At 72.4% G+C, this 25,435-nt stretch carries 17 protein-coding genes; 8 read left to right on the plus strand and 9 right to left on the minus strand.

Annotated elements, in window-relative coordinates; translation table 11 throughout:
- Positions 1-11 precede the first annotated feature (11 nt).
- Entirely contained in the window at positions 12-1,010 is a 999-nt protein-coding gene (locus AC156L_RS06995) for a Ca2+-dependent phosphoinositide-specific phospholipase C (RefSeq protein ID WP_330882824.1), read from the minus strand.
- 106 nt (positions 1,011-1,116) lie between these two features.
- A complete protein-coding gene (locus AC156L_RS07000) occupies positions 1,117-1,830 on the minus strand; it encodes a peptidylprolyl isomerase (protein WP_330882827.1) in 714 nt (237 codons plus the stop codon).
- A 167-nt stretch (positions 1,831-1,997) separates the two neighbouring features.
- Between AC156L_RS07000 and AC156L_RS07005 the strand changes: the two genes are divergently transcribed.
- Positions 1,998-3,377, plus strand: coding sequence for an alpha/beta fold hydrolase (locus tag AC156L_RS07005; protein WP_330882829.1), 1,380 nt, complete (start codon positions 1,998-2,000; stop codon positions 3,375-3,377).
- 437 nt (positions 3,378-3,814) lie between these two features.
- On the opposite strand, the gene AC156L_RS07010 is transcribed toward AC156L_RS07005, so the two are convergent.
- Positions 3,815-4,843: a C40 family peptidase gene (locus AC156L_RS07010; RefSeq protein ID WP_330882832.1), complete on the minus strand. Its 1,029-nt coding sequence runs from the start codon at positions 4,841-4,843 to the stop codon at positions 3,815-3,817.
- A 248-nt stretch (positions 4,844-5,091) separates the two neighbouring features.
- Between AC156L_RS07010 and AC156L_RS07015 the strand changes: the two genes are divergently transcribed.
- A complete protein-coding gene (locus tag AC156L_RS07015; protein ID WP_330882834.1) occupies positions 5,092-6,078 on the plus strand; it encodes a pirin family protein in 987 nt (328 codons plus the stop codon).
- A gap of 186 nt (positions 6,079-6,264) precedes the next feature.
- On the opposite strand, the gene AC156L_RS07020 is transcribed toward AC156L_RS07015, so the two are convergent.
- The 3 genes from AC156L_RS07020 to AC156L_RS07030 form a co-directional block, all read right to left on the minus strand.
- Positions 6,265-9,183 carry a helix-turn-helix transcriptional regulator gene (locus AC156L_RS07020; RefSeq protein WP_330882836.1) on the minus strand — a complete coding sequence of 973 codons (2,919 nt, stop codon included), beginning with the start codon at positions 9,181-9,183 and terminating at the stop codon, positions 6,265-6,267.
- 114 nt (positions 9,184-9,297) lie between these two features.
- Entirely contained in the window at positions 9,298-9,513 is a 216-nt protein-coding gene (locus AC156L_RS07025) for a hypothetical protein (protein WP_330882838.1), read from the minus strand.
- A 29-nt stretch (positions 9,514-9,542) separates the two neighbouring features.
- Positions 9,543-12,533, minus strand: coding sequence for a type 2 lanthipeptide synthetase LanM family protein (locus AC156L_RS07030; protein WP_330882840.1), 2,991 nt, complete (start codon positions 12,531-12,533; stop codon positions 9,543-9,545).
- Positions 12,534-12,812: 279 nt separating this feature from the next.
- On the opposite strand from AC156L_RS07030, the gene AC156L_RS07035 reads away from it, so the two are divergent.
- The 5 genes from AC156L_RS07035 to AC156L_RS07055 all read left to right on the plus strand — a co-directional run bounded on the left by AC156L_RS07035 (position 12,813) and on the right by AC156L_RS07055 (position 18,717).
- The gene (locus AC156L_RS07035; RefSeq protein WP_330882842.1) at positions 12,813-14,051 is read left to right on the plus strand and encodes a glutamate synthase-related protein; all 1,239 of its coding nucleotides are present in this window, start codon (positions 12,813-12,815) and stop codon (positions 14,049-14,051) included.
- On the plus strand, positions 14,048-14,296 hold the full coding sequence (locus tag AC156L_RS07040; RefSeq protein ID WP_330882844.1) for a hypothetical protein: 249 nt from the start codon (positions 14,048-14,050) through the stop codon (positions 14,294-14,296). Before AC156L_RS07035 ends, AC156L_RS07040 begins: the two co-directional genes overlap by 4 nt.
- Positions 14,297-14,426: 130 nt before the next feature.
- Positions 14,427-15,746 (plus strand): M14 family zinc carboxypeptidase, encoded by a 1,320-nt coding sequence (locus AC156L_RS07045; RefSeq protein ID WP_414720113.1) that lies wholly within the window; start codon positions 14,427-14,429, stop codon positions 15,744-15,746.
- A 308-nt stretch (positions 15,747-16,054) separates the two neighbouring features.
- Positions 16,055-17,305, plus strand: coding sequence for an MFS transporter (locus tag AC156L_RS07050; protein ID WP_330882848.1), 1,251 nt, complete (start codon positions 16,055-16,057; stop codon positions 17,303-17,305).
- Positions 17,302-18,717, plus strand: a complete 1,416-nt coding sequence (locus AC156L_RS07055; protein WP_330882850.1) for a pyridoxal phosphate-dependent decarboxylase family protein — start codon at positions 17,302-17,304, stop codon at positions 18,715-18,717. Before AC156L_RS07050 ends, AC156L_RS07055 begins: the two co-directional genes overlap by 4 nt.
- A gap of 39 nt (positions 18,718-18,756) precedes the next feature.
- Here the strand turns inward: AC156L_RS07055 and AC156L_RS07060 are convergent, their stop codons facing one another.
- Together AC156L_RS07060 and AC156L_RS07065 are read right to left on the minus strand one after the other, a co-directional pair.
- A complete protein-coding gene (locus AC156L_RS07060) occupies positions 18,757-20,160 on the minus strand; it encodes an aminopeptidase P family protein (RefSeq protein WP_330882852.1) in 1,404 nt (467 codons plus the stop codon).
- A gap of 197 nt (positions 20,161-20,357) precedes the next feature.
- Positions 20,358-22,136, minus strand: a complete 1,779-nt coding sequence (locus AC156L_RS07065; protein ID WP_484406697.1) for a S8 family peptidase — start codon at positions 22,134-22,136, stop codon at positions 20,358-20,360.
- A 259-nt stretch (positions 22,137-22,395) separates the two neighbouring features.
- Between AC156L_RS07065 and AC156L_RS07070 the strand changes: the two genes are divergently transcribed.
- On the plus strand, positions 22,396-23,355 hold the full coding sequence (locus AC156L_RS07070; protein WP_330882856.1) for a LuxR C-terminal-related transcriptional regulator: 960 nt from the start codon (positions 22,396-22,398) through the stop codon (positions 23,353-23,355).
- A 521-nt stretch (positions 23,356-23,876) separates the two neighbouring features.
- Here the strand turns inward: AC156L_RS07070 and AC156L_RS07075 are convergent.
- Positions 23,877-24,365, minus strand: coding sequence for an amidase domain-containing protein (locus AC156L_RS07075; protein ID WP_484406698.1), 489 nt, complete (start codon positions 24,363-24,365; stop codon positions 23,877-23,879).
- Positions 24,366-25,435: the final 1,070 nt, after the last annotated feature.

The following is a 25,435-nucleotide window of genomic DNA, read 5'->3' on the forward strand; positions in this document are numbered from 1 at the left end:
CCTTCGCCGCACTAGGTGGTGGTGTAGGAGAGGACCTCGGCGCTCGTCCAGTCGCTGGACACGATCGTCGCGCCGATCCCGCCCAGCTGCCGGACCTTCGCCCAGGCGTCGGCGGGCGCCGGGTCGCGGCTGTCGACGGCGGGCGGCACGTTGTGCGCGTCCGTCATGACGACCAGGTACTTCCCCCCGAGGTAGGGGCCGCCGCCGAAGCCCGCGAAGGCCGAGGCGTTGCCGTCGAACGCGACCATCCACGGCTTGCGCGCGCCGCCGCGGTCACCCGTGCGCGGGTCGGTCGCCGACGCGCCGTTGATCGCCGGGAACGAGAGCGCGGAGGAGAGCGTCCCGCTGGAGTTCGCGGCGATCAGCCGGTCGGCGACCTCCAGGTCGGTGTCGTAGGTGTCGAACGGGTTCCCCAGCTCGAACGTCCCGTTCTCCAGGATGACGATGAACTTGCCCGTCAGCGCCGACCGCGACGGCCAGCCGCTCGCCCGCACCGCGGTGTCGAGGTCGGCGTGACCGCCCTTGAGGTTCGCGGGGGAGAACACGTTGCCCGCGCCCAGGGTGTTCGCGAGCAGGGTGTCGAACTGCGGCACCCCGAAGCCCGCGCGGCCGTCGAAGCCGTTCTTCATCTCGACCTTGAGGACCATCGGGGCGTGGTTCGGGTTGCGGTCGTGCCACAGCCGGACGTTGCGCAGGCAGCCCGCGAGGTTCTGGTTGCGGCTGCCGGACCGCAGCCCCTCGTAGGTCGTCGAGCTGGAGCAGTTGTTGGCGTTGCCGGGGTCGTGGCCGACCTGGAAGTCGTTGGTGAAGAGGAAGTTCGTCCACACGTCGATCTCGATCATGCCGGGGTTCCGGTCGAGCACGTCGACCAGCCAGGGGGCGGTGGCCTGCGTGTAGCTGTTGTGCAGGCCGACGGCCGTCGTTCCGGTGGCGGTCGGCGTCGCCTGTGCGGGTGGCGCTACCGCGATCAGCAGGGCGGCCGCGACCACCGCGGCCGTGATTCGCTTCATCCGAGACTCCTCGCACTGGACGTTCCCGTTCGGTTGCGCAGCGTAGGAACGTGAAGAGTGATCACGATGAACGCCGGGTGGCCGGTGCGGGAAGCGTCGACGGACGTCAACACTTGACGGTGGCGCGACGGATGTCGACCTTCAGCTTCGGTGCCCCGTCAACCGGTGCGGGCTCCTCGGGGGTCGGTGCGACACCCGCGGCGGCGACCGCGTCCACCGTCTTCAGGCCCTCCTCGCCGATGGTGCCGAACACGGTGTAGTTGGGGCGCAGCACCGAGTCCGACGTGACGAGGAAGAACTGGCTGCCGTTGGTGTCCGGCCCGGCGTTGGCCATCGCGAGCGTGCCGCGCGGGTAGGTGCGGCGCTCGCCCGTCGGGTCGTTCGGCGCGGGCGGGAGGGTGGTCGGCAGCTCGTCCTTGTACCGGTAGCCGGGGCCGCCCTCGCCGGTGCCGCTCGGGTCTCCGCACTGGAGCACCTTGAGCGTCGGGTACGTCGTCAGCCGGTGGCAGGTGGTGACGTCGTAGAAGCGGTGCTCGGCGAGGTGGATGAAGCTCTGCACCGTGCACGGGGCCAGCGCGCGGTCCAGGGTCAGCGGGATCGGGCCCCGGTTCGTCTTCAGCAGGACGTCGACCGTGCCGCGGTTCGGGGTGTGCCTCGGGTCCTTGGGCAGGCGGACCGGGCGGGCGGCGGGTTCCTCCGGGGTCTTGGTGTAGGCGCAGGGACCGCGGGTGACGTCCGGTTCCGCTGACGCCGCTGGGGCGGTGCCCAGCAGCAAACCGGCCGTCGCCACCGCGGCGAGCGCGATCGTCTTGCTGTCCAACTCGGGTCCTCCTCGACTCGGGGCGGTTGGGTCGTCTCTAGTGGAGGTCCCGTTCGGCCCGCAAGGGCCGGTGGTCTGGGACGTGGATCATCTCGTGGGCCGACGCGTGCGCGACTTCGGTCATCCGATGATCCGGGTCGGTGGTGGATCTTCCACGGGGGAGCGGGATGCGGTCGGTTCTGGTGTTGGTGGCGGTTCTGGGGTTGCTGGTCGGTGTCGGCGGTGTCGGCGGTGTCGGCGGTGTCGGCGGTGTCGGCTGGGGTGCGGTGGCGGTCGCGTCGCCCGCCGTCGTGTGGACGCCCTGCGGTGAGCACGGGGCCGAGTGCGGGACGGTGCGGGTGCCGCTGGACTGGGGGAACCCCGGCGGGGAGCGCATCACGCTGGCCGTGAGCCGGTTGCGGGCCGCCGATCCCGCTCGGCGGATCGGGGTGCTGTTCTTCAACCCCGGTGGGCCCGGTGGGGCGGCCGTCCCGTTCGTGCGGGACGAGCCCCGGCTGTTCCCGCCGGAGCTGCGGGAGCGGTTCGACGTCGTCGGCGTCGATCCGCGCGGCGTGGGGGAGAGCGTGCCCGCCATCGCGTGCGAGCTGCCCCCGACGGGGGTGGAGCAGTTCCCCGAGTCCCGTGCGTCGTTCGACCGGCTCGTCTCCTACAACCGGGAGGTGGCGCTGGGGTGCCTGCGGGCGACCGGGCCGTTGATCGACCACGTCGACACGGTGAGCGCCGCTCGGGACTTCGACGTCGTGCGGGACGTGCTCGGGGAGGCTCGGGTGTCGTGGCTCGGGTTGTCCTACGGGACCCTGCTCGGGGCGACCTACGCCGGGGTGTTCCCCGCGCGGGTGCGGGCCGCGGTGCTGGACGGGGCCGTCGACCACGCGGTCGGGTCGCGGCGGATGGCGCTCGACGAGGCCGTGGTGCACGAGGAGGTGTTCGGGCTCTTCGCGCGGTGGTGCGCCGCGGACGCGGGGTGCGCGGCGCACGGGCGGGACGTGGTGGGGGAGTTCCGCGAGCTGCTGGCCCGGCCGGGACCCGGTGCCACCGCGGCCCAGATCGGGTACGGGGTGTACTCGGGGCTGTCGATCAGGTCGCAGTGGCCCGCCGTGGCGGAGATCCTGGTGACGGCGTTCGGCGGGGACACGTCGGCGTTCGCGGGGGTCGGGAGTGACGCCGCCTACCGGGTGATCGCGTGCCACGACTTCCCGTCGTCGGTGCGCGGGGCCGCGGACATGGCCGCGCGGGTGGCCGAGGTGCGGGCTGCCGCTCCGGTGACCCGCGGGTACGTGGAGGGGTGGGACGTGCAGGCCGGGTGCGCCGGGTGGCCCGTTCCGGCCCGGAACCCCTGGGGGCCCGTGGTGGTGCGCGGGGTGCGGAACGTGATGGTGGTGAGCGGGGCGCACGATCCCGCCACGCCGCACGTGTGGGGGGTGGGGTTGGCCGGGCAGATCCGCGGGGCCCGGTTGGTGCGGTGGGACGGGGTCGGGCACACGGCGTGGTTCAACGACGTGGACGTGAGGGGGGTCGAGGTGGGGTACCTGGTGGAGCCTCGGTAGGTGGGGCTCGGTGGGTGTGGGTTCGGTGGGCGGCTCGGTGTTGGTGCGAGTTGGGGCGGCTCGGTGGTGGTGCGGGTCGGTGGGTTGGTTCGGGCCGGTTGTGGTGCGGGTCGGTTGTGGGGCGGGCCGGTTGTGGTGCGGGTCGGTGGTGCGGGTCGGTCTCACCCCGCTCGCGCGATTGTCTCCAGCTTCGCCCTTGGTTTGTCAAGGCGGGAAAGATGCCTTGACAAACCAAGGGCGAAGTGAGGGCGCTTCGGATCGGGGTGAGGCCGGGGGTGTGGGTTCGAACTCGGGTGGCGCCTTGGTTGTGAGTCGGGTTTTCAAGCCCCGGTTCGGGTTGCGAGCCGTGTTCCGTGTTCCGTGTGGTCGGGTTGTGCTTCAACGTCAAGAGCCCGGCCTCGGAACTGTGTTCCGGGGCCGGGCTCCTGGTGCTGTGGTCAGCCTACGATGCGGCGGATGGTGTTGATCGGGCCGATGGAGTCGATCGGCGCGGTCTTCACCGGGACGCCCTCGGTGGAGGCGTGGACCGCGGTGTTGCTGTCCACGACCATCGAGACGTGGCCCTGGTCGGCGTAGTAGATGACCAGGTCGCCCGGCTGGACCTCGCTGCGCGAGACCGCGCGGCCCAGGACCGCCTGCGCGTACGTGGTGCGGCCGATCGAGATGCCCGCCTCGCGGTAGGCGGCCTGCATGAGGCTGGAGCAGTCCCAGGAGTTGGGGCCGTTCGAGCCGAACACGTAGGGCTTGCCGCGCTGGCCGAGCGCGAAGTTCACGGCCGTGGCCGCCGCGCCGGAGGCGTCCACCGTGATCGGCGTCTGCTCGCTGCCCGCGGCGAGGGAGTTCCTCGTGGTGCTGCTGAGGGCGTTGTAGGCGGCCTTGGCCTCCTTGACCCTGCCGTCCAGCTCCTCGGCCTTCTTGTCGATGTCCTCCAGCAGCTTGGCGGCATCGTCCTTGGCCTTGCCCGCGCGGTCCGTCGCGTCCTTGGCCGAGACGCGGGCCTGGTCGGCGGTCTCGACCGCGCTGGACAGCTTGCCGAGCGCCTCGCTGTTGTCCGCGGCCAGCACGCTGATCGCCGACATGCGGTTGAGGAAGTCCTGCTGCGAGTCGCTCACCAGCAGCGCGGAGAGGTTGTTGAAGCGCGCGCCTTCGAAGGACGCCTCGGTGAGCAGGTCGACCTGGCCCCGGAACTGCTCCTCGGTCGCCTTCGCCGCGTTCTCCGCGTCCGTGGCCGCCGTGAGGTCCGTGTTGGCCTTGCCCAGCTCGTTCTCCGCGACCGTGAGGGCCTCCTGGGCCTTCAGGTGGTCGGCGTTGAGAACCTCGGCCTCGTGCGAGAGGTCGTTGTACTTCTGGAGCGCCTCGGACGCGGGGTCGGCCTGGGCGTAGGGGGCCGTGCCGAGGACTGACGCGGCGACCGCGGTGGCCGCCAGCGCTCCCTGAAACATCCGCTTGCGTGGTTGCGACGACACGTCGCGCAGCCTCCTTCGTCGGTACTTCCCACCTTGTGCCCAGGGGGCACTGTCACAGTCTGTGCGGCGGTGACCTGGCCGTTTAACCCGGAAGGGTTACTGCCTGGCGCGAAGTCTCGATCAGGTTACGGAACGTCTTGCTTGGAGTCCACCTTCGGGTTTAAACCGCCCCTAACGGCCCTGCGGGAATGACCTGCCGCACAAAATCGTTTGAACCGGTGAGTTGAAGTGTCAACCTGGAGGAAACCATGCCCGCGGTCACCGTCACCGACATCACCAGCCTGGCCCGGATCCCCGAACCCGCCCCCGAGGCTGTTGACCGGAAAGTCCGTTCCGTAACCACTGGTCCGCAGGGGTTCGAGGGCGAGGGCTTCCCCGTCCGCCGGGCGTTCGCGGGCATCGACCTGGCCGACCTCGACCCCTTCATCCACATGGACCAGATGGGCGAGGTCGACTACGGGCCGGGTGAGCCGAAGGGCACCCCGTGGCACCCGCACCGCGGGTTCGAGACCGTGACGTACATCATCGACGGCGAGTTCGAGCACGCCGATTCGCACGGCGGTGGCGGCAACATCACCAACGGCGACACGCAGTGGATGACCGCGGGCGGTGGCGTGCTGCACATCGAGAAGCCGACCGAGGAACTCGTGCGGACCGGTGGCGTCTTCCACGGCGTGCAGCTGTGGGTCAACCTGCCGCGCGCCCAGAAGTGGGTGGAACCGCGCTACCAGGACCTGCGCGGCAACCAGTCGGTGCTGCTGACCTCCCCCGACGGCGGCGTGCTGGTGCGCGTCATCGCGGGCGACGTGGCGGGTCACCAGGGCCCCGGCTCGACCTACACGCCGATGGCCATGCTGCACGCCACCGTGAGCCCCGGAGCACGCGTGAGGCTGCCGTGGCGGCCGGACTTCAACGCGCTGGTCTACGTGCTGGCCGGTGACGGCACGGTCGGTGCCGAGCGGCGGCCGATCTCCACCGGGCAGCTCGCGCTGTTCGGGCCCGGCGACACGATCGTGCTGGACGGCGCGGGCAAGCAGGAGTCCCGCTACGCCGAGATGGAGGTCGTCGTGCTGGGTGGCGCGCCGATCCGCGAGCCGGTCGCGTGGGGCGGGCCGTTCGTGATGAACACGCGCGCCGAGGTGCTCCAGGCGTTCGAGGACCACCAGGCCGGGCGGCTCGGCAGCATCCCCGCCCAGTACCTGCCGCACGGCGACATCGGCGGTCAGATGTCCTGACCTGGCAAGGAGAGTGCGGAACGTGCGACGGCCCCCAGCTCACCTGGGGGGTTGGGAGCCGGGGGCCGTGTACACGCCGGGTGCGGTCAGGGGGGTCGACAACACCGGGCAAGCAAGAGTCTATGCGGTGAATTGGATTCGTGTACGCCAACCTCGCGGAGAAGGCCATGCGAATTTCCGATCCGGTCAACTCGCCATGGCGGCGGCGAAGCTGCTGAGCGCCTCCCGGTCGGGGCGGCTGGTTTTGCTGATCAAGCTCGCGACGTGCTTCTCCACGGTCCTGGGGGAGATGTGCAGGCGCGCCGCGATGGCCTTGTTCCCCATCCTGTTGGCCAGCAACAGGAACACTTCGAACTCCCGAACAGTGACGCCCAGCACCCTCAGCTGGCGCGGCACCTGATCGGTGCCGGTGCGCCGCTGCTGCACGGTCGCGCCGACCTGCCGCAGCAGGCCCCGGCACGCGCTCGCGACCGGCGTCACCTGCGCCTGGTGGAAGTACTCCTCCGCACCGCGCAGCCACGCCACCGGGTCGCCCCAGCCGTCCGCGTGCGCCGCCTCGGCGACCAGCCGCAGCCCGAGGTGCCGCGCGACCGGGAAGATCGACGCGGCGTCCTGGGCGGCCCGCACGGCGGCCTCGGCCTCGGCGGCCCTGCCGTCCCGGCCGAGCAGCACGGCGTGCGCCAGGTCGGCGAACACCCGGTTCCACCGCATCCGGCTCGCGGCGGCGCTGGTGATCTCGCGGTGGTGCGGCCACCCCACCCGGCCCGCGAGCACGCCGAGCAGCAGGTGCAGCCCGTGGCGGCCCGCCAGGTGGAAGATCGTCGGGTTCTCCGCCTCGTGGGCCAGCGCCTGCGCCAGCTCGCTCTCCGCCAGCTCGCGGTCCTCCTCCAGCAGCGCGCAGAACGTCCGCGCCAGGCCGAAGCACAGCGGCTGCTCCTGCGAGGCGCCGCCGTCGGAGACCGCGCGGAACTCGGTGAGGGCGTGCTCCATGCCCTGCCGGTCGAGCCGGTGCGCGGCCGACGTCGCCTTGACCATCAGCAGGTACCGGGTCAGCGGCGTCATCTTGAGCCGCGAGGTGACCCTGGCCGTCTGCTCGACCAGCTCCGCCGCCCCGGCGTGGTCGCCCACCAGCACCGCGTGCAGCGACCGGATCGCGTCGACGTTGTAGGCGATGGTGATCGCGCCGACCCGCTGCGCCTCCTCGCGGGTGCGGTCCAGCGACGCCGTGGTCGCGTCGACCAGCCAGTCGTTGCCCGCGATCCGCACCATCGCGTACACCTGCTGGATCGGCAGGTCGTGCTCCTCCGCCAGCTTCCTGGCCTGCTCGAAGCACGCGTTGGCCTCGGCGGTGTCGTCCTCGCGGGCGATCATGCCCAGCACCTGCCACGCCTCGCAGCCGACCAGCGGCAGCGGCACCCGCGCCGCGGCGTCCACGGCCCGGCGCGCGAGCGCCGCGGCCGTGTCGATCCGGTCCGTGCTCTCGGTGTGCACCGTCAGCATGGCCGCCACGACGTCCACCGGCGCGGTCTGCTCGTCCCCGGCGTCGCGGCCCAGCAGCGCGCGGGCCGCGCCGACCTGGCCCATGCCGTAGTCCCACCGGCCCGCGATGTGCGCGGCCCGCGCGAGTTCGGTGTGCAGCCTGACCCGGCGCGGCTTGGGCAGCCCGGCGGCCGCCAGCTCGGCCAGCGTGTCGGTGAGCGCGATGGCGGACTCGAACTGGCCCGCCTCGGTCAGCGCGGGCAGCAGCGACTCCAGCACGTCCGCGCGGATCTCCGGGTCCACCCCGCTCGCCAGCAGCCGGTTCGCCTGGTCCAGCAACGTGATCGCCGACCCCGGCGCGCCGCCCTTGAGCGCGCGGCGACCCGCTTCGGCCAGCAGCCCGCCCGCGCGCGCGTCCTCGCCCGCGTCCAGGCGCAGCGCCGCGACCAGCGCGCACCACTCGCCGGGCAGGTCGGGGTGGGCGGCCTGGATGGCGTCGGCCGTGCGGCCGGAGATCTCGGCCCGGTCGCTGGGCGTGAGCTGCGCGCGCAGCGCCTCCGCCGTCAGCGGGTGGCGGAAGGCGTACCAGTCCGGCGCGGGCTCGTCCGGGGTCACGAGCTGCGCCGCGACACCGGCGTGCAGGTGGCTGAGCAGGCCCCGGTGGTCCATCCCGGTCACCCGCCGCACGATCGAGAGCGGGAACCGGTGGCCCAGCACGGCCGCCACCGACAGCAGCTCACGGCCCTGCGGCCCGAGCCGGTCCGTGCGGTGCGCGATGCTGCGCACCAGCGCCGTCGGCACCTCGATCCGCAGCTCGCCGAGCACCCGCCAGCCGTCCGGGCCCGGCACGAGCAGACCGCTGCTGACCATGCCGTGCAGCAGTTCCTCGACGACGAACGGGTTCCCCGCGCTGTCGGCCCACAGCCGGTCCGCGACCTCGGCGGGCACCGCGTCGCGTTCCACCTCCAGGCAGGACGCGGCCATCCGGCGGACCTCGTCGCGGTCGAGCCGCGCCAGCTCCAGCACCACGCCCGCGCCGCGGCGCGCCGCCAGCGTCACCACGTCCAGCGCGTCGCCGGGTTCGCCCCGGACGGTCGCCAGCAGCACCACCGGCTGCTGGTCGAGGTTGTCCGCCAGGTACTCGATGACGGCGAGGGTCTCGGCGTCGGCGTCGTGCAGGTCCTCCAGCACCAGCAGGCACGCCTGCCTCCTGCCGACGGCGGAGAGCAGCCGCAGGACCGCTTCGGCCAGGACGACCAGCGACTCGCCGTTGTGCTGGGCCTCGCCCCGGCTCCACTCGGGGATGAGCCTGCCGAGCACCGGCTTGTAGGGCCCCAGCTCCACCTCGTCGGGCGCCTCGCCACCGCGGAACAGCGACAGCAGCGCCTCCGCCAGCGGGCGGAACGGGACCATCGGGCCGATCGTGCTGCCCCGACCGCGGAGCACCCTCATGCCGCTGTCGAACGCGCGGCCCGCGGCCACCCGCGCGAGCCTCGACTTCCCGACACCCGCCTCACCGACGAGGAAGACGGCACCGCCGCGACCAGCCCTGGCGTCCTCCAGAGCCCGCTCCAGCTCGTGCACTTCCTTGTCCCGGCCGACCACCACCGGCGCGCGGGTCTGCATGAGGGTGACCTTAGCGAGCATCCGGCGTGCGCCGGTTCCGCTATTCGAATGCCGAATGCGGGGCACCGGACGGCCTGCACCCCCAGGGGGCAGGCCGTCCGGGCGAGGGGACGGTCACACGGGCAAACCGGGCGCGCTGACCGTGGTGAAGGAGTTGGTCCCGTAGGCCAGGACGGCCATGCCCGCGGTGAGGGCGATGCCGGAGAGCACCCTCGTGCGGATCCCGGCCGTGGTCCTGCCGGACAGCGCCATCTCGCCCGCGGGGCTGGTACCGGCGTCGAACTCGTCGTCGTCGATCGCCGGTACCTCGGTGTTCATGGCGTCGTTCATCGGAAATCTCTCCTTGAGGGGTGTGAGTTCTACCGTGGTTGGAGCAGGAGCACCGAAGGTACGTGGTCGGTGAACCCGAGTCGGAGGAGTCCGTAGCCGATCCCGGACAGCCCGGTGAGCAGACCTGCGGAGGGGACGCCGCCGGGGGTCCCGCAGCGCGCCCCGTACTGGTCGAGCGCGCCGAGCACGAGCCCGGCCCGCCGGGTCCTGGCGGCGGCCGCCCGCTCGTGGCCGCGCTCCGCGAGCACCGTCAGCGCCTCCACGACGCCCAGCTCCCCGTGGCACAGGCTGAGGTCCCGCAGCGGTTCGTGCACGGCGAGCGCGTTGATGCACCGGTCGAGGTGCAGCGTGTACGCGTCCAGCGGCTGTTCGGGGTGCGCCACGTGGGCGAGCACCGCGCCGGACAGGCCGGAGCACCAGCCGTGGTCGGCCTCGCCGACGGGCAGCAGCCGCTGCCGCAGGCTCCGGTCGGCGCGCAGCGCGGCCCGGCCGGACACCGCGTGCCGGACGTCGCCGCCCGCCGCGGCGAACCGCAGCAGCGCCCAGCCGACCCCGGCAGCGCCGCGGGCGAACCCGTCGCCGGCGGCTGCCCGCTCGGCGAGCCGGTCGGCGAAGCGGGCCGCCAGCTCACCCGCCAGCGGCAGCCCGGTCTGCGCGTGCACGGCGAGCATCGCGGCCAGGCCGCCCGCGCTGCCCTCGACCACCGACGACGACTCGTCCCGCAGGTCGCGGGCCAGCTCCACGGACCGCTCCAGCCAGCGGGGCAGGTCGGGGTCGTCGGCCAGGATCGCGGTGAGCCGGGCGAGCGCGTAGCTGATGCCGCCGAGGCCGTGGAACCCGCCGCTGCCGACGGCGGGCGCCAGCTGCGGGTCGGCGGCCAGCACGTCGAGCAGGTGGGGGATCGGCCGCAGGGCGTCGCGGGCGAACTCGGTGTACCGCTCCGCGCCGGTCAGGGCACCGAGCTGCGCCAGGAACAGGGCGACACCGGTGTAGCCGTTGGACAGGCCCGCGCCCATCGGCATGACGGTCCAGTGCCGGTCGTCCACCAGCTCCAGGCCGAGCCAGTTGACCCGGTTCCCCTCGACGGTGGCGTGCGCCAGGATCTCGTCGGCGATGCCGCAGGCCGCTGCCAGCAGCCGCTGCGGGTCGGGCACGCCCGCCGTGACCCGCCCCGGCACCACGTCGGCGCCGCGGTGCTCGACCGCGCCCGACCGGCCCGCCAGCGACGCGGCGATCAGCCACTGCTGGTCGTGCCGGTCGACCTCGTCCATCCGCTCGACCTTGCGCAGCGCGGCCTCCAGACCGGAGACGGGCAGCAGGTCGGGGATGCGCTCGCCGGTCGACGTCCAGATGTCGCGGCTGCCGGGCCGCACGGTGAACAGGGGCACGTCGCCCGCCCACAGGTCGGCCAGCTCGTGCGGGACCAGCGCGCGCAGCAGCGCGTCCTCGCGGGCCTCGGTCCACAGCAGGTCCAGCGCCAGGTCGCGGTCCAGCGCGTCGCGGGCCACCTCGGGGTGCGTCGTCTCGTCCAGCGCCGTCGCGTAGGTGCGGGTGGCCCGCGCGACGAACCGCACCGGCACGTCGGCGCAGCGCCGCAGCAGGTCCAGCAGCTCGGCGCGGTGCGCGCAGATCGTGTCGTGGCCGACGCGGAAGCCCGCGAGCAGCGCGGTCTGGTAGTCGCTCGGCTCGGCCTCCTGGCCGCCGAGGCGGGGCCGGTTGTGGGCGCCGGTGCTCGGCGCGGTCCGCCGGACGAGCCGCATGGTGTCGGTGGCCGGGTCCAGCCAGTCGACCGTCTGGGAGGGGTAGGTGCGGTCCCGGTCGCCGCCCAGCCCGGACAGGTCGAACACGCCGTGGTCGCCGATCAGCATCTGCGGCAGCAGCGCGGTCCGCGTCACCGAGCCCGCCAGCGCGTTCGCCGCCGGGTCGGTGCTCGGCGCGGCGGTCAGCAGCGTCGGGTGGAACAGGGTCTCGACGTCGATCAGCACCGGCTGGTCGCCGCACGCGATCAGGTTCTCGTAGTGCATGTCCGTGCCGTCCACGGCGTAGACGAGCGCGAGCAGCGCGCCGAGCCGGTGGTAGAACCGGCCGATGCCGCTGACCTCCGAGCACTCCCCGTGCTCGACGAACTCGGCCCAGCCGTAGCCCTCGCCGCGCACCACCCTGACCCGGCGGAGCCCGAGGCGGGTGTGGCCGTCCAGCCAGCCCAGCATCTCGTTGAAGCGCACGTGCAGGTCGACCGGGCGGGGCTTGTAGACCAGCCGAGACCCGTCGGCGAACCGCAGCACGCACACCGTGCGGCCGCGGCCGTGCGAATCGCCCTGGCCGGACTCCACCGCGATGACCGCTCCGGGGTCGACCCCGTCGAGCAGGTCGGCCACGATCCGCTCGCGGTCGGCGGCGAACCGGTCGAGCAGCTCGACGTGCGCCGCCGCGCCGTGCAGCGAGGTCAGGGCGAGCAGCCGGGCCAGCACCGGGTAGCGGCGCAGCAGGTCGGCCAGGTCGACGTGGTCCACGAAGTGCGTGAACCGGTCCGCGGGCGTCGCGCCGACCAGGTCGCCGCGCCTGCGCGCCAGGTTCAGCTCCAGCACGAGCGTGCGGGCCGCGATCCGGACGAGCCTGCCGACCAGCTGCTCGGTGAAGGCACCGTCCAGCCTCGGGTCGTCGCCCGCCGCCTCGGCCAGCGGGCGCAGCACGTGGGCGAAGGCCTCGGACCACGTGCCGCCCGCGAAGGTGGTGGGGGCCGCGTTCGTGGTGGCGCGTTCCACGAACGCGGCCCACTCCGGCCGCCCGGTTCGGGCGGCCAGTTCGGGGGCCGGTTCGGCCAGCAGGGCGTCCAGCGCGTCCTCGTCCAGCCCGGCGTCCGCGAGGCGCTGGGCGAACCAGGCTTCGCTGTCGTGCGCCGAACGCCACTTCGCCAGCCGCGCGCTGGTCCGACCGCTCGTGACGACCGGCCGTTCCGCGAGGCGGAGACCGCCCGCCCACCAGCTGGCGGGCTGCTTCGCGGCGGGCGTGGGGATCACGGTTCGACGGTCTCACCCGCGTCGCCCGTTGGACATGGGTGCTTCGCCCCCAGATTCCCGCCGCGCCGCCCTCCGGCGGCTCCGACCGAAATGTGGGGGTGTCGTACCCATGTCCGCGACCGGGGTGGGGGGACACACTCGGCACCGCCCCACCCGAAGGCCTACCCAGCCGGAGAGGACCGCGCAGATGATCCTGCCGACCGCCGCCGCACCCCCGCTCCCACGGGCGCACGCCGTCCCGCCGGTGCCGCGTCCCGAGACCGCGGGCGTGGTGGCGACGTGAGCGGCCTCGGTGCGCTGGACTTCCCCGAGGACCAGGTCCGCGCTCGGGCGCGGGACGGAGCCGCGTGCGCGTTCCCGCCGGTCGAGCAGTACGGGCGCAGGCTGTTCGGCGCGTCGGTGGGCCGGTGCGTCGACGAGCTGGACACGATGCGGCTGGTGCCGCCGGTGTTCATGCCGCAGCGGCTGGAGAAGCTGATCGACCTGGACCGGGAGCCGGTGCACGGCGACGTCGACCTGACCACGATCATCGGCGGCCTCCAGTCGACCATGCCGGTCTACCTGTCGGCCTTCGGGTCCGCCGAGGTCGGCGGCACCGACCTCGGTCGGGCCGCGAGCAGGCAGGCCGGGGCGCTCGGCATCCCGGTCGTGCTCGGCGGGGACACCGACGGGCGCGGCGGGGTGGGCGGGTCGACGCTGGAGCGGATCCGCGCCTACACCGGCACCGTTCCCGACGGCTGGGGCGGCGTCGTGGTCCAGCAGGGGACCGCGGGCACCGAGGTGTGGGACCAGGTGTACCGCGACCCCGCCGTCCGGCCGCTGCTGGAGGACGGGCGGCTCGCGTTCGAGCTGAAGGTGGGCCAGGGAGCCGGACCCGGCCTCGGCGGGATGGCCGTGCTGGACGCCGACCGGGCCGCGCGCATCGCCGACGCGTTCGCGATCGACCCCCTGTTCGGCAACCGGGTGCTGCGCTCCGAGAGCCCCGGCACGTTCACCGAGGAGATCCTGCACAGGCAGGTGCGGCTCCTGTGCGACACCTTCCCGCTCGCCCGGATCTGGGTGAAGCTGCCGCCCGCGCGGGACATCGGTTCGGCCGTGCGGGTCGCGTGGCGGGCGGGCGCCGACGCGGTCACCGTGGACGGCGCCGAGAGCGGCACCGGCTGGGCGCCGTCGGGGTTCCTGGACCACGTCGGCCTCCCGCTGGCCGAGTGCCTGCGCCGGATCGGCGAGCCGGAGGGCTGCCTGCTGGTCGCCGGTCGCATGTGGGAGGGCAGCCGGGCCGCCAAGGCCGTCGCGCTGGGCGCCCGCGCCGTCGGGCTCGGCCGGGCCGCGCTGATCGCCGTGGACGAGGACCCCGAGGTGGGGTTGGCGCGGTTGGCGGAGTGCCTCGCGCTGGAGCTGCGGCTGCTGATCAGTTCGGTGGGGAAGTACGCGCCGTGGGCGCTGGACCGCGACGACGTGTGGACGCGGCCGTCGCCCGAGCAGATCCTGCTGCCGGAACAGGAGGTGCGGTCGTGATCGGGGGACGTGAGGTGTGGGCCGAGGTGGAGCCGTTCATGCTGCTCGGGCGCACGGGAGCCGTGCCGCGCGAGGTGCGGGCCGCTCCCCGGCCCGCCGTGCCGTTCGCCGCCGCCGCGGCCGCGCTGGCCGTTCCGGTGACCGGCAAGCCGGTGCTGGAACTCGTCGAGGGCGACGGCGGGGTCGGCGGGGCGCGGTCGTCCGCCGAGCTGGTGCTGGTGGTCCGGGTGGAGGAACAGGCCTGAGGGGACGCGGGCCGTGCGGTGCGGTCCGTCGCGGGAACCAGCCGTTCGAGGGGTGGCAGCCGGGGGTTCGGTGGGCACACTGAGCGTGTTCGCCCGACTACACCCCTGCGTGGTCGGGCCTGCACGAGAGGTGCTTGCCTTGCGACCCAGAACCCTGCTCACGGCCGTGCTGGTCGCGGCCGCCCTGGTCGTCCCGACAACCGCCGCGGCCGCTCCCGACCGCGTCCCCTACGTCTGGCGGGTGCCGGTCACGTCCACCGCCCAGATGCACCAGCTCGACCAAGCCGGATTCGACGTGACCGAGCGCGACTCCGACGCCGTCCTCGTGGTCGGGGACGCGGCGGAGGCCCAGCGCCTGCGCCGCGCCGGATTCCGACCCACCCGCTTCGACACGGTGTACAAGCCGGTGGAGGCGGGCGCGGCCGACGTCGGCACGGCGTCGTTCTACGGCGGGTACAAGACCGCCGCCGAACAGGAGGCCCACCTGGACGCCGTGGTCGCGGCCCACCCGGACCTGGCCACCCAGTTCGACATCGGTGACTCCTGGCGCAAGACCCGCGGGTTGAGCACCGGGCACGACATCAAGGCCATCTGCCTGACGAAGAAGCAGGCCGGTGACTGCGCCCGGACGCCCAACTCGACCAAGCCGCGGTTCACGATCGTCGCGCAGATCCACGCCCGCGAGTTGTCCACCGGGGAGCTGGCCTACCGGTGGATCGACTTCCTGGTGGACGGCTACGGGACGGACGCCGACGCGACGTCCATCCTGGACACCACCGAGGTGTGGGTGGTGCCGGTCGCCAACCCGGACGGCGTCGACCTGGTGGCGGCCGGTGGCAACAGTCCCCGGTTGCAGCGGAAGAACGCCAACAACCTGCGCGGGTGCAGCGGAACGTCGATCGGTGTCGACCTGAACCGGAACTCGTCGTTCAAGTGGGGCGGGGACTCGAACTCGCCCTGCACGGAGACCTACCAGGGTGCTTCGGCGAAGTCCGAGCCCGAGACGCAGGCCCTGGAGAACCTGTTCACGTCCATCTACCCGGACCAGCGGGGGACGTCGGACACGGCGCCCGCCCCCGTCACGGCTCGGGGGACGATGATCACGCTGCACAGCTACGGGAACGACATCATCATCCCGTGGGGGTGGACGTCCGCCACGGCCCCCAACGACGCGCAGATGCGGGCGTTCGGGAAGAAGATGGCTGCTTACAACGGTTATCTCGTGGGGACCAACGAGGAGACCGTCGGGTACGACACCAGTGGGACCACCGATGACTTCACCTACGGGGTGTTGGGGGTCGCCAGCGTGACGTTCGAGGTCGGGGCCTCCAGCGGGACCTGCGGTGGGTTCTTCCCGGCCTACTCCTGCGTCAGCAGTACGTTCTGGCCCAAGAACAAGGGGGCGTTCGTGGTGGCGGCCAAGGCCGCTGCCGCTCCTTATCGGAGTTGAGGTGGTGGGTGGGCCGGGCGTCCTGGTGGGCGTCCGGTCCGCCTGGTTCGGTCCTGCTTGGAACGGGTGGGTGCCGGTTGCGTCGGGTTGACTGGGCTGCTGGTCCCAGCGGGTGGCCGATGTGACTCGGGGACCCCTCGATGTGCCCCTGTGATCGGGCTCAAGGGCAGGTGGTGACCACCTGTCCGATCTACCGGGGTGAGGGGCAAGTCCCCCGAGTGACATCGGCCTTGGTTTCGGGAAGGCTGTGGCCTCCTGTTGGCTGGTCTGGTGTGTTTTTTGTTGTTGTGGCTTAGCATGTCCTGTTTATGCAGGTCGTTACTACCCGTGTTCGTGCCGGGTATGCGATGGGGTCGTTCGTCACCGGTGCTTTTGGCACTGTGCCCGGCTTGCTCCTGTTGCCCTATCTGACTGACGGTCTTGCTGTGCCTGCTGCTGCTGCCGGGCTTGTGGTGTTGTTGCCCAAGGCCTGGGATGTCCTGTTCAACCCCGTTGCCGGGCGTATCAGTGATCGCGCTGGGGTTCGGCGGCCCTTCTTGTTGGTGGGCGGGCTTGGGGTCGCGGTCTTGTTCGCCGCGTTGTTCGCTGGTGGGTCCGCTGTGTATGTCGCGGTGGTTTTTTTGCTGTGCGCCACCGCTTACGCGTTTTTTCAGGTGCCGTACGTCGCCATGTTGGCGGAGATCACCGAGGACTACGACGAGCGCACCCGGTTGATGGGGTGGCGGATGGCCGTGCTGGCGCTGGCGATCCTGGTGAGCGGGGCCGGTGCGCCTGCTGTGCGGGATGCGACCGGTTATCCGGTGATGGGTGTCGCTGTCGGGGTGCTGATCGTCGTCGGGACGCTGGTGACGTACTTCGGCACGGCTGGTGCCTCTGGGGTGCGGCGGGTTCCGGTTGCCGCTTCGCCTCGTGAGCTGTGGGCTGTTGTCCGGGGTAGCCGGCCCTTTCGGTTGTTGCTGACCGTTTTCGTGGTGCAGGCGGTCGGGCTGGGGACGATGTTGGCCGGGGTCGACTACTTCGCTCGGCTCGTCCTCGGGGATTCTCGGTACCAGACGTTGTTGTTCGTCGGTTTCGTCGGGCCCGCGCTGGTGGTGATGCCGTTGTGGCAGCGGGTGGGGCGGAGGTACGGGAAGCGGGTCGGGTTGGTGCTCGCCTCCGTGCTCTTCGCCGGTGCGGTGGCGGTGCTGGGGGCTTCGCTGGTGCTGCCCGCCGGTGTGGTCGTCGCGGTGATGGCGTTCGTGGGGATCGGTTATGCCGGGATGCAGGTGTTCCCGATGGCGATGTTGCCCGACGTGATCACGGCGTCGGAGAAGGCCTGCGGGTCCACGCGGGCAGGGTTGTTCTCCGGGGTGTGGACCGCGGGGGAGACGTTCGGGTTGGCGTTGGGGCCCGGTGTGTACGGGGTGGTGCTCGCCGCTGGTGGTTACGCCGCCAGTTCTGGCGGTGCTGTTGTGCAGTCGTCCGGTGCCGTGTTGGCTGCGTTGATCGGGTTCACGGTCGTCCCGGCCGTGCTGGCGTTGGCGGCGTTGCCGCTGCTGAGGGGTGAGGAGTCCGCGTGAGCGACTGGGTGCTGGACGAGCTGCGGGCGTTGCGGCGCGGGGACCTGCCCACCCACGGCGGGCGGACGTTGGCCTACGTCTACGACAGCGCGGTGCCCGGACTGGACGCGTTGGCGGCCGAGGCGCACGCGCTGGCGTCGTCGGTCAACGGGCTGGACCCCACCGCGTTCCCCAGCCTGCTGCGGCTGGAGAACGACGTCGTGGCGATGGCGTCCTCGTTGCTCGGCGGCTCCGCGGGCACGGTGGGCACGGTGACGTCCGGCGGCACCGAGTCGTGCCTGCTCGCCGTGGTGGCCGCTCGCGACTCGCGGCCCGAGGTGCGGAACCCGACCATGGTGGTCCCGGAGACGGTGCACGCCGCGTTCCGGAAGGCCGCCCACTACTTCGGGGTGCGGTTGGTCGCGGTGCCGGTGGACCCGGTGACCTTCCGGGCCGATCCCGTCGGCATGGCCGCGGCGATCTCGGCGGACACCGTGCTGGTGGTGGCGAGCGCGCCGTCCTACGCGCACGGGGTGGTGGACCCGGTGGTGGAGATCGCCGCCGCTGCCGCCGCGGCGGGGGTGCGGTGCCACGTGGACGCGTGCATCGGCGGCTGGGTGCTGCCGTACTTCGCCCGGCTGGGGGTCGAGGTGCCGTCGTTCGACTTCTCCGTGCCGGGTGTGACGAGCGTGTCCGTCGACCTGCACAAGTACGCCTACTGCCCCAAGGGCACGTCGGTGCTGCTGCACGCGTCGGCCGACCTGCGGCGCGCGCAGTACTTCGCCAGCGCGGACTGGCCGGGGTACACGATGCTGAACTCCACCACGCAGTCCACGCGCTCCGGTGGGCCGCTGGCCGCGGCGTGGGCGGTGACCCGGCACCTCGGCGACTCCGGGTACCTGGAGCTGGCGCGGAAGGCGTTGGGGGCCACGAAGCTGATCCTCGACGGGATCGCGGGCATCGACGGGCTGCGGGTGCTGGGCGAGCCCGGTTCGACGTTGATCGCGGTGGCCGCCGATCGGGCCGACCTCGACCTGTTCACGGTGGCCGACGAGATGCGGGCGCGGAACTGGTACGTGCAGCCGCAGTTCGCGCACGGGGCGTCGCCCGCGAACCTGCACCTGACCGTCACGGCCGCCAACGCGGGCAGCGAGGCCTCGCTGGTGGCCGACCTCGACGACTCCGTGCGGGCCGCGCTGGAGGCCGGGCCGGTGCCGGTCGCGGAGGAGGTCGTGGCGGCCATCCGCGCGTTGGACCCCGACGCGCTGACGCCGCGGGAGTTCGCCGGGCTGCTGGCCGCCGCCGGGCTCGGCGGGGGTGGGGCCGGGGTGCTGCCGGAGCGGATGGCTCCCGTCAACGCCCTGCTCGCCGCGGCCGGTCCGCGGTTGCGGGAACGGCTGCTGGTCGAGTTCCTCGGGGTCCTCTACTCCTGACGGAACGGGCGGGGCGGCCGTGGCCGCCCCGCCGGGCACTCACCGCTGCTGGGCGCGCACCCACTGCTCCAGCTCGTCGGGCGCGGACGGCAGGGCGCTCGACAGCAGCTGCACGCCGCCCTCGCGGACGACCACGTTGTCCTCGATCCGGACGCCGATGCCGCGCAGCTCCGGCGGCACGGTCAGGTCGTTCGGGTGGAAGTACAGGCCGGGCTCGACGGCGAGCGCCATGCCGACCTCCAGCGGGCCGTCGTGGTAGGCCTCGGCGCGCGAGTTGGCGCAGTCGTGGACGTCCAGCCCGAGGAAGTGGCCGACGCCGCAGACGATGTAGCGGCGGTGCTGCTGGCCGTCGACCGCCAGCGCCTCGTCGACCGACACCGGCAGCAGGCCCCAGTCGTCCAGGCCCTCGGCCAGCACGCGCATCGCGGCGCGGTGGAACGCGCGGTAGTCGTTGCCCGGCCGCACGGCGGCCAGCGCGTCGGCCTGGGCGCGCGCCACGAGGTCGTACACCTGGCGCTGGGCCGCGCTGTACTCGCCGGAGATCGGCAGCGTGCGGGTGATGTCGGCGGTGTAGAGCGTGTCGACCTCGACGCCCGCGTCCAGCAGCAGCACGGCGTCCTCCGGCACGACACCGTTGTTGCGCACCCAGTGCAGCACGGGCGCGTGCGGTCCGGCCGCGACGATCGAGGCGTAGCCGGGGCCGTTGCCGCTGGTCCTGGCCCTGCGGTCGAACGTGCCCTCCAGCCAGCGCTCACCGCCGCCCTTCACGGCCGTCGGCAGCTCGGCCGCGACCTCGGCGAAGCCGAGCACGGTGGCGTCGACGGCCTTCTGGAGCTGGCCGACCTCCCAGTCGTCCTTGATCCGCCGCAGCTCGGACAGCGTCCAGCGCAGCTCGGCGCTGTTCCCGCCGTTCGCGAGCGCGTCCAGCAGCGGGTCCGTGCCGTGGGCGGAGAACACCTCGGGCAGCCTGCCGCGCAGCGCCGCGGCGAGCTGGTCGATCGGGCGGCAGCGCAGACCGAGGGCCTCCGACCACTCGGTCAGGCCGGGGACCGGGCCGACCCACAGCTCGCCGTCGCGGGCGCTGGCGAAGAAGTCCGGTTCGTCCGGTCCTGCGGGCTCGTGCAGGAACAGCTCGGCGTCGCCGTCGCACAGCACCAGCACGGCGCCCTCGGCCGAGCAGCCGGTGAGCCAGGAGAAGTCGCTGTCCGGGCGGAAGCCGTAGTCGGTGTCGTTGGCGCGGACGGGCGCCCAGCCGGACGCGACGGCGATCCGCCGTCCCGGCAGGGCGGCGGCGAGCCGGGCCCGGTGGTCGGCGGCGGCACGGGCGGCGCCCGCGGTGAGCTGGACGGCGCGGTCGGTGTCGCCCCAGCCCTGGCGCACGTTCTCGCGGAAACCGGTGGCGTCGACGAGCCTGCTCGGGTCACGACGGGCGGGTCGGGTCATGCGATCCCCTCAGTACGGTGGTTCGGTGGCACGACTGTGCCATCCGCCCTGGCCCGGCCGCATCCCGGCTCACGCCGGAGCGGGGCCCGACGTGCCGTTCGCCACGTCGCCGCGACGGGGAACGCCCCGAACCCCTGGTGGGGTTCGGGGCGTTCCCGCCGTGCGTCCGGCCGGACAGGGGGAGGCCGGTCGACCGGTCAGAACACGAGGTTCCAGGAGTTGACGTAGCCCGTGTCGGCCGCGGCGACGTCCTGGACGCGCAGCTTCCACGTGCCGTTCGCGACCTCGCTGGAGGCGTTGACGGTGTAGGTGGTCGTCACGTTGTCCGCGGAGTCGTTGGCCGACCCCTTCAGCCGGTAGGCGGTGCCGTCCGGCGCGACCAGGTCGATCACGAGGTCGCCCCGGTAGGTGTGCCTGATGTCCACGCCGACCTTCAGCGCGGTGGGCGCGTTGCCCGTGCGGCCGGAGACGGTGATCGACGAGGTGACCGCGCCGCCGTTGTCCGGGATCTGCACGTCGGCCGTGTTCTCGAACGTCCCGCCGACCGGCGGCGTGGTGCCGCCACCGGCCGCCGCCACGGTCTTCGCGGCGTCGGCCAGGCCCGCGCCGCAGCCGCCCGTGCAGGTGCCCGCGAGCGGGCGGGCGTTGTTCTTGATCAGCGTCTCGACCTGGGCGGGCGTGAGGGCGCTGTTCTTCGCGAGCACGAGCGCGGCCAGACCGGCGATGTGCGGCGCGGCCATGCTGGTGCCCTGGTACGGCGTGTAGGTCTCGCCGCCCGGCGTCGTGGTGCCGGTGTTCAGCGTGGACAGGATGCCGTTCTGCGGCGTGGAGACGGTGCCGCGGCGGGTCTCGCCGCCGGGTGCGGCGATGTCGACCTTGGAGCCGTGGTTGGAGTAGTACGACCGGTTGCCCTCGCGGCTGCTCGCGGCGACGGCCACGACGTTGTTGCAGCTCGCCGGGGTGAACCCGGAGATGTCGGCGTTGGAGTTGCCCGCCGCGACCACCACGGTCGTACCCCGCCCGACGGCCGTGTTGATCGCGTTCTGGTAGGTGGCCGAGCACGCCGACTGGCCGCCGAGGCTCATGTTGATGACCTTGGCCGGGGTCGCGTTGGCCGGCACGCCGGAGACGGTGCCGCCGGACGCCCAGACGATGGCGTCGGCGATGTCGGAGGTGCTGCCGCCGCACTGCGCGAGCACGCGGATCGGCTGGATCTTCGCGTCGTACGCGATGCCCGCGACACCCTTGCCGTTGTTGGTGGACGCGGCGATGGTGCCAGCGACGTGCGTGCCGTGCCAGCTGGAGTTCTGGTCGGCGGGCGGGACGGGCTGGCCGAGCGAGTCGGTGCCGCAGTCGCCCCTCCTCATCCAGTCGCCGTTGTCCGACGCGTCGGAGTCACGGCCGCCGCCGTCGCGCGCCCGAGCGGCGTCGGACACGAAGTCGTAGCCCGCCACGGTCTTGCCCGCGAGGTCGGAGTGCGCCACGTAGCCGGTGTCGATGACCGCGACGGTCACGCCGCTGCCGGTCGAGGTGCCCCACGCGGACGGCACGTTCATGCCCGCGGTGGCCTCGTAGAGGTCCCACTGCTTGGCGTACTCGGTGTCGTTGGGGTCCGCCATCGGCTGCATCAGCAGGTCGGGCTCGACGTAGGCGACGTCCGGGTCGGCCCGGAACTCCTCGATGGTCCTGGCGGCGTCGCCCGCGGTGGTCGTGCCACCCAGGTCCACGACCGCCGCACCGGTGGCCAGCCGCCGGTTCAGCTTGAGCGAGCGGCCTGCCCTGTCGCCCTTGGTCCTCGCGTCCTCGGCTGCCGCCGCGTCCGACCGGGCCTCGGTCGCCGACGACCTGTAGCCGACGATCAGGCGCTCGTAGGGCCGGGCGTTCCCGGTGGGGACGGGCTGGGCCAGCGGGTCCGCGCCGGGCTGGGCCGCGGGGGCCGCGAACGCCGTCGCGGTGATGCCACCGAGCAGCGTCACCGTGACGGCAGCGCACGTGGCGGTGCGTCGCAATCCATTCACAGCGGTGTTCCTTCCCACTACAGGGACCCCGCTTGCCGCCGAGGGATCAGGGTTTCTGAAGCGGCTGCGGAGTTGAGCTGGAAGGTAGGCAGGGCTGTGGTGCCCGGCACAGGGTCTGAGCAGGCTGGTTCCCGTCAGTTGCGTATTCCCGCCACCCCCTTTGCGATGTTCGGACCAGTTCATTGGTTCTTTTGGCTCAATGGGTGACAATGCGCTGGTGTTCGAACACCTGGGCGTCACGCCGGATCAATCGCGGGTCTACGAGCTGTTGATCAGGGTGGGCACGTGCACCGCCGCGGAGATCGCCGCCGAACTGCCGGGCGTGGCCGCCGAGCCGGTCGTGGCGTCGCTCGGCGAACTCGGCCTCGTGCAGCGCCGCTCCGGTGACCCGGCGGTGTGGCAGGCCGTCGCGCCGGACCTGGCCGTGGAGATGCTGATCGCCGCGCGCGAGGACGGGCACCGGCGGGCGCGGGCCGAGGCGCTGCCGCTGATGGAGCTGTACCTGAAGGGCCGCGACGAGCAGCACCAGGACGACAGCGGGATGGTCGAGGTCGTGACCGGGGTCAGCTCGGTGCGCGACCTGTGGGAGACGCTGCTCGCCGGGGCGCGCTCGGAGGTGTGCGTGCTGGACCAGCCGCCGTACGTGTCGCCGCCGGAGGACCACGTGGCGCTGGAGGTCGACACGCGCGCCAGGCACGTGCAGTGGCGGGTGATCTACGACCGGTCCAGCATCGAGCTGCCCGGTCGGCTCGCGGAGATCGTGCACCTCATCGCGGCGGGCGAGCGGGCCCGCGTCACGCCCACGCTGCCGTTCAAGCTGGGGCTGGTCGACGCGCGGGTCGCGGTGCTGCCGGTGGGGACGAACGGGATCGTGGACAAGGTGCTGCTGATCAGGCCGTCCGCGCTGCTGGACGTGCTGATCTCGACGTTCGAGCTGTACTGGGACCGGGGGATCCCGTTCACGCCCAACTCGGCCAGGAGCGGGGCGGCCGACGAGGTGGCCGACCCGCAGCTGCTGGCCCTGCTGGCCGCGGGGCTGACCGACGAGAGCATCGCGCGGCAGTTGGGCCTCGGCCCGCGGACCGTGCAGCGGCGCGTTCGGCAGCTCATGGACCGCTCCGGGGCGCAGACCCGGTTCCAGGCCGGGGTCCAGGCGATGAGGCGCGGGTGGCTCTGATCCCGGTCGCCGGACAGGCAAGCCTTCACAGGCTGTGCAGCACGTCGTCGGGGACGGTGGAACTGGCGGCTTCCTCGCACAGGCGGGCCACCACGCCGTCGTGCTGGTCGAGCACCCGCTCGGCACCGCGATCTGGTGGTCGGTCACCACCTCGCCGCCCGCGGTCGCGACCTCGCTGCTCTCCGCTCGGCTGAGCCCCGCGAACACGATGATCGTCTTGCCTTCCGGCAGGTCCGGCGTGGTGACCGCGGGCCAGAGCGCGAGCTCGGCCGGAGGAGGTCGGCCCGTCAGGGTGGCTTCCGCGCGGACCATGAGCCCGTGGCCGCTGGAGGGCCCCTTGGTCAGCTCGGGGTGGCCGGTCACGAGGACCCGCGCCACGAACGGGGAACGAGCCGCGTCCGCGCGGATGGTCTCGGCGGTCGGCGGCAGGCAGTCCTGCGGTGGGGACTGGCCGCATCCAGTCCCCACCGAGCACGGCGCCACCACCAGGACGGGCAGTGCCGCCGGTGCAGACCGTTTGATCATGTGCGAATGGCCCAGAACGGGCCGTCCTCACTTCCGGTGGTGTCCCACACCGGATGGTTCCTCCGGTCGGTGGTGTGGTGGCTCAGCAAAGGCCGGCCATTCGCTCCACGACCGGTGACCATCGTCGTGTGGTCCGGGATGTCCGGCGGGTCGCCGTACGCGTTGAAATCCATTGGGAATACATCGGAAATCGGCAGGTCGCTCAAGTAGGGCAGGAAGGTGACCCGGTTGCCGTAGTTGTTCTCGTCGATGTTCCAGTTCCGCGCGCCACCCCAGGTATATGTTCTTCGGGGTGAGCAGTCGTTGCGGCGGTAGTACCAGACGGCGTGGTCGTCGTGGTTGAAGACCGCGTCGATCAGGCTTTCACTGCCTGCTTCCGCGTAACGGCCGTTCCGGAGAACCCATGACATGAAGGTCGTGCAACCATTCGTGTCGCGGACGTGGGGAACCGCGTTGTCCCTCGCGTAGTGGACGGCGACGTCCACCATGTACTTCCTTCCCGCCGTCGGCAGGCGGCCTCGCCTCGACCCGCTCGCCCGACAGTTCGGCCTCGTCCCGGCCGTCAGCGCGGGCAGGTCGCGCTGGATCCCTGGTGGATCGTCGAGGTCCGATCGACGATCGCCGCACGGCGCTGTTCGGCGGACTCGCCCTCGGCGGAGGCGATGCGGGCATCGCTGACCACGCTGTCCTGGTCGAGCGGCGTGATGTCGGAGATGGCCCACCGACAGTCCGCCCACTCGTAGGAGACCGGTGGTGCGAGGTGGACGAGGTGCCTTCCTCCGTACCCGCCACCGGGTGACCGCTGACCTCCTCGACCTCGGCGGTCCTCGACGTCCCGCTGCCCTGGGCCGATTCGTCGCGCACCGACGTGGTGACGGTGTCGAACTCGGCCCCGGCCGCCCCGCGGGCGAACCGGCGGTCCTCGCTCAGCGACATCCGAGTGGCCACCTTGCCCCTGGCGGGCGCTGTGACCGCCGGGTTCAGTCCAGCGGTGACCTCGGTTCTGGCGTCGTCCGGGAGGACCGCCGCGTTCTCCAGCGTCAGCAGGTCCTCGGCCAGGTCGGCGGTCGACGGTTCCGGCGGAGCCGCCAGCGCCGTGCCCGGCAGCACCACCGCGGACACGCACAACATCGTCGCCAGCACCGAAATGGATCTTCGCGACCGGCGTCCAATTCGTCTTTCGAGCAATGCGGAATACCCCCTCGGATATCCCTGTTCACCGCGAATCGCGAAGGGCTGAGGTCGGGTCGACCACAAGGGTCCGACTGGGAAACTCCCCCCTGGCAGAGTCGAACTGCACCCCCTGGCCCTCGGTGCGAACCGAGCGTTCCGCGGGTGCGGCGCCAAGGGGGTGCGCGGCCTTCGGTGAATGAGTCGATCGCTGTTCTCGGACGTCGAACCGTGGTGGTCGACCGCTTGGTGAAGCGAATGTTTTGTCGAGTTCTTCGCGGTGGCCGATCGTCCATTCCTCGACGTGGCCGACTGCTATCGCGAGTCCCTCGGACGGGCATTCCGCACTCCACGGTCGGGTGCGTCGGTGGTTTCCGAACACCCG

It is taken from the genome of Umezawaea sp., from assembly GCF_057122925.1.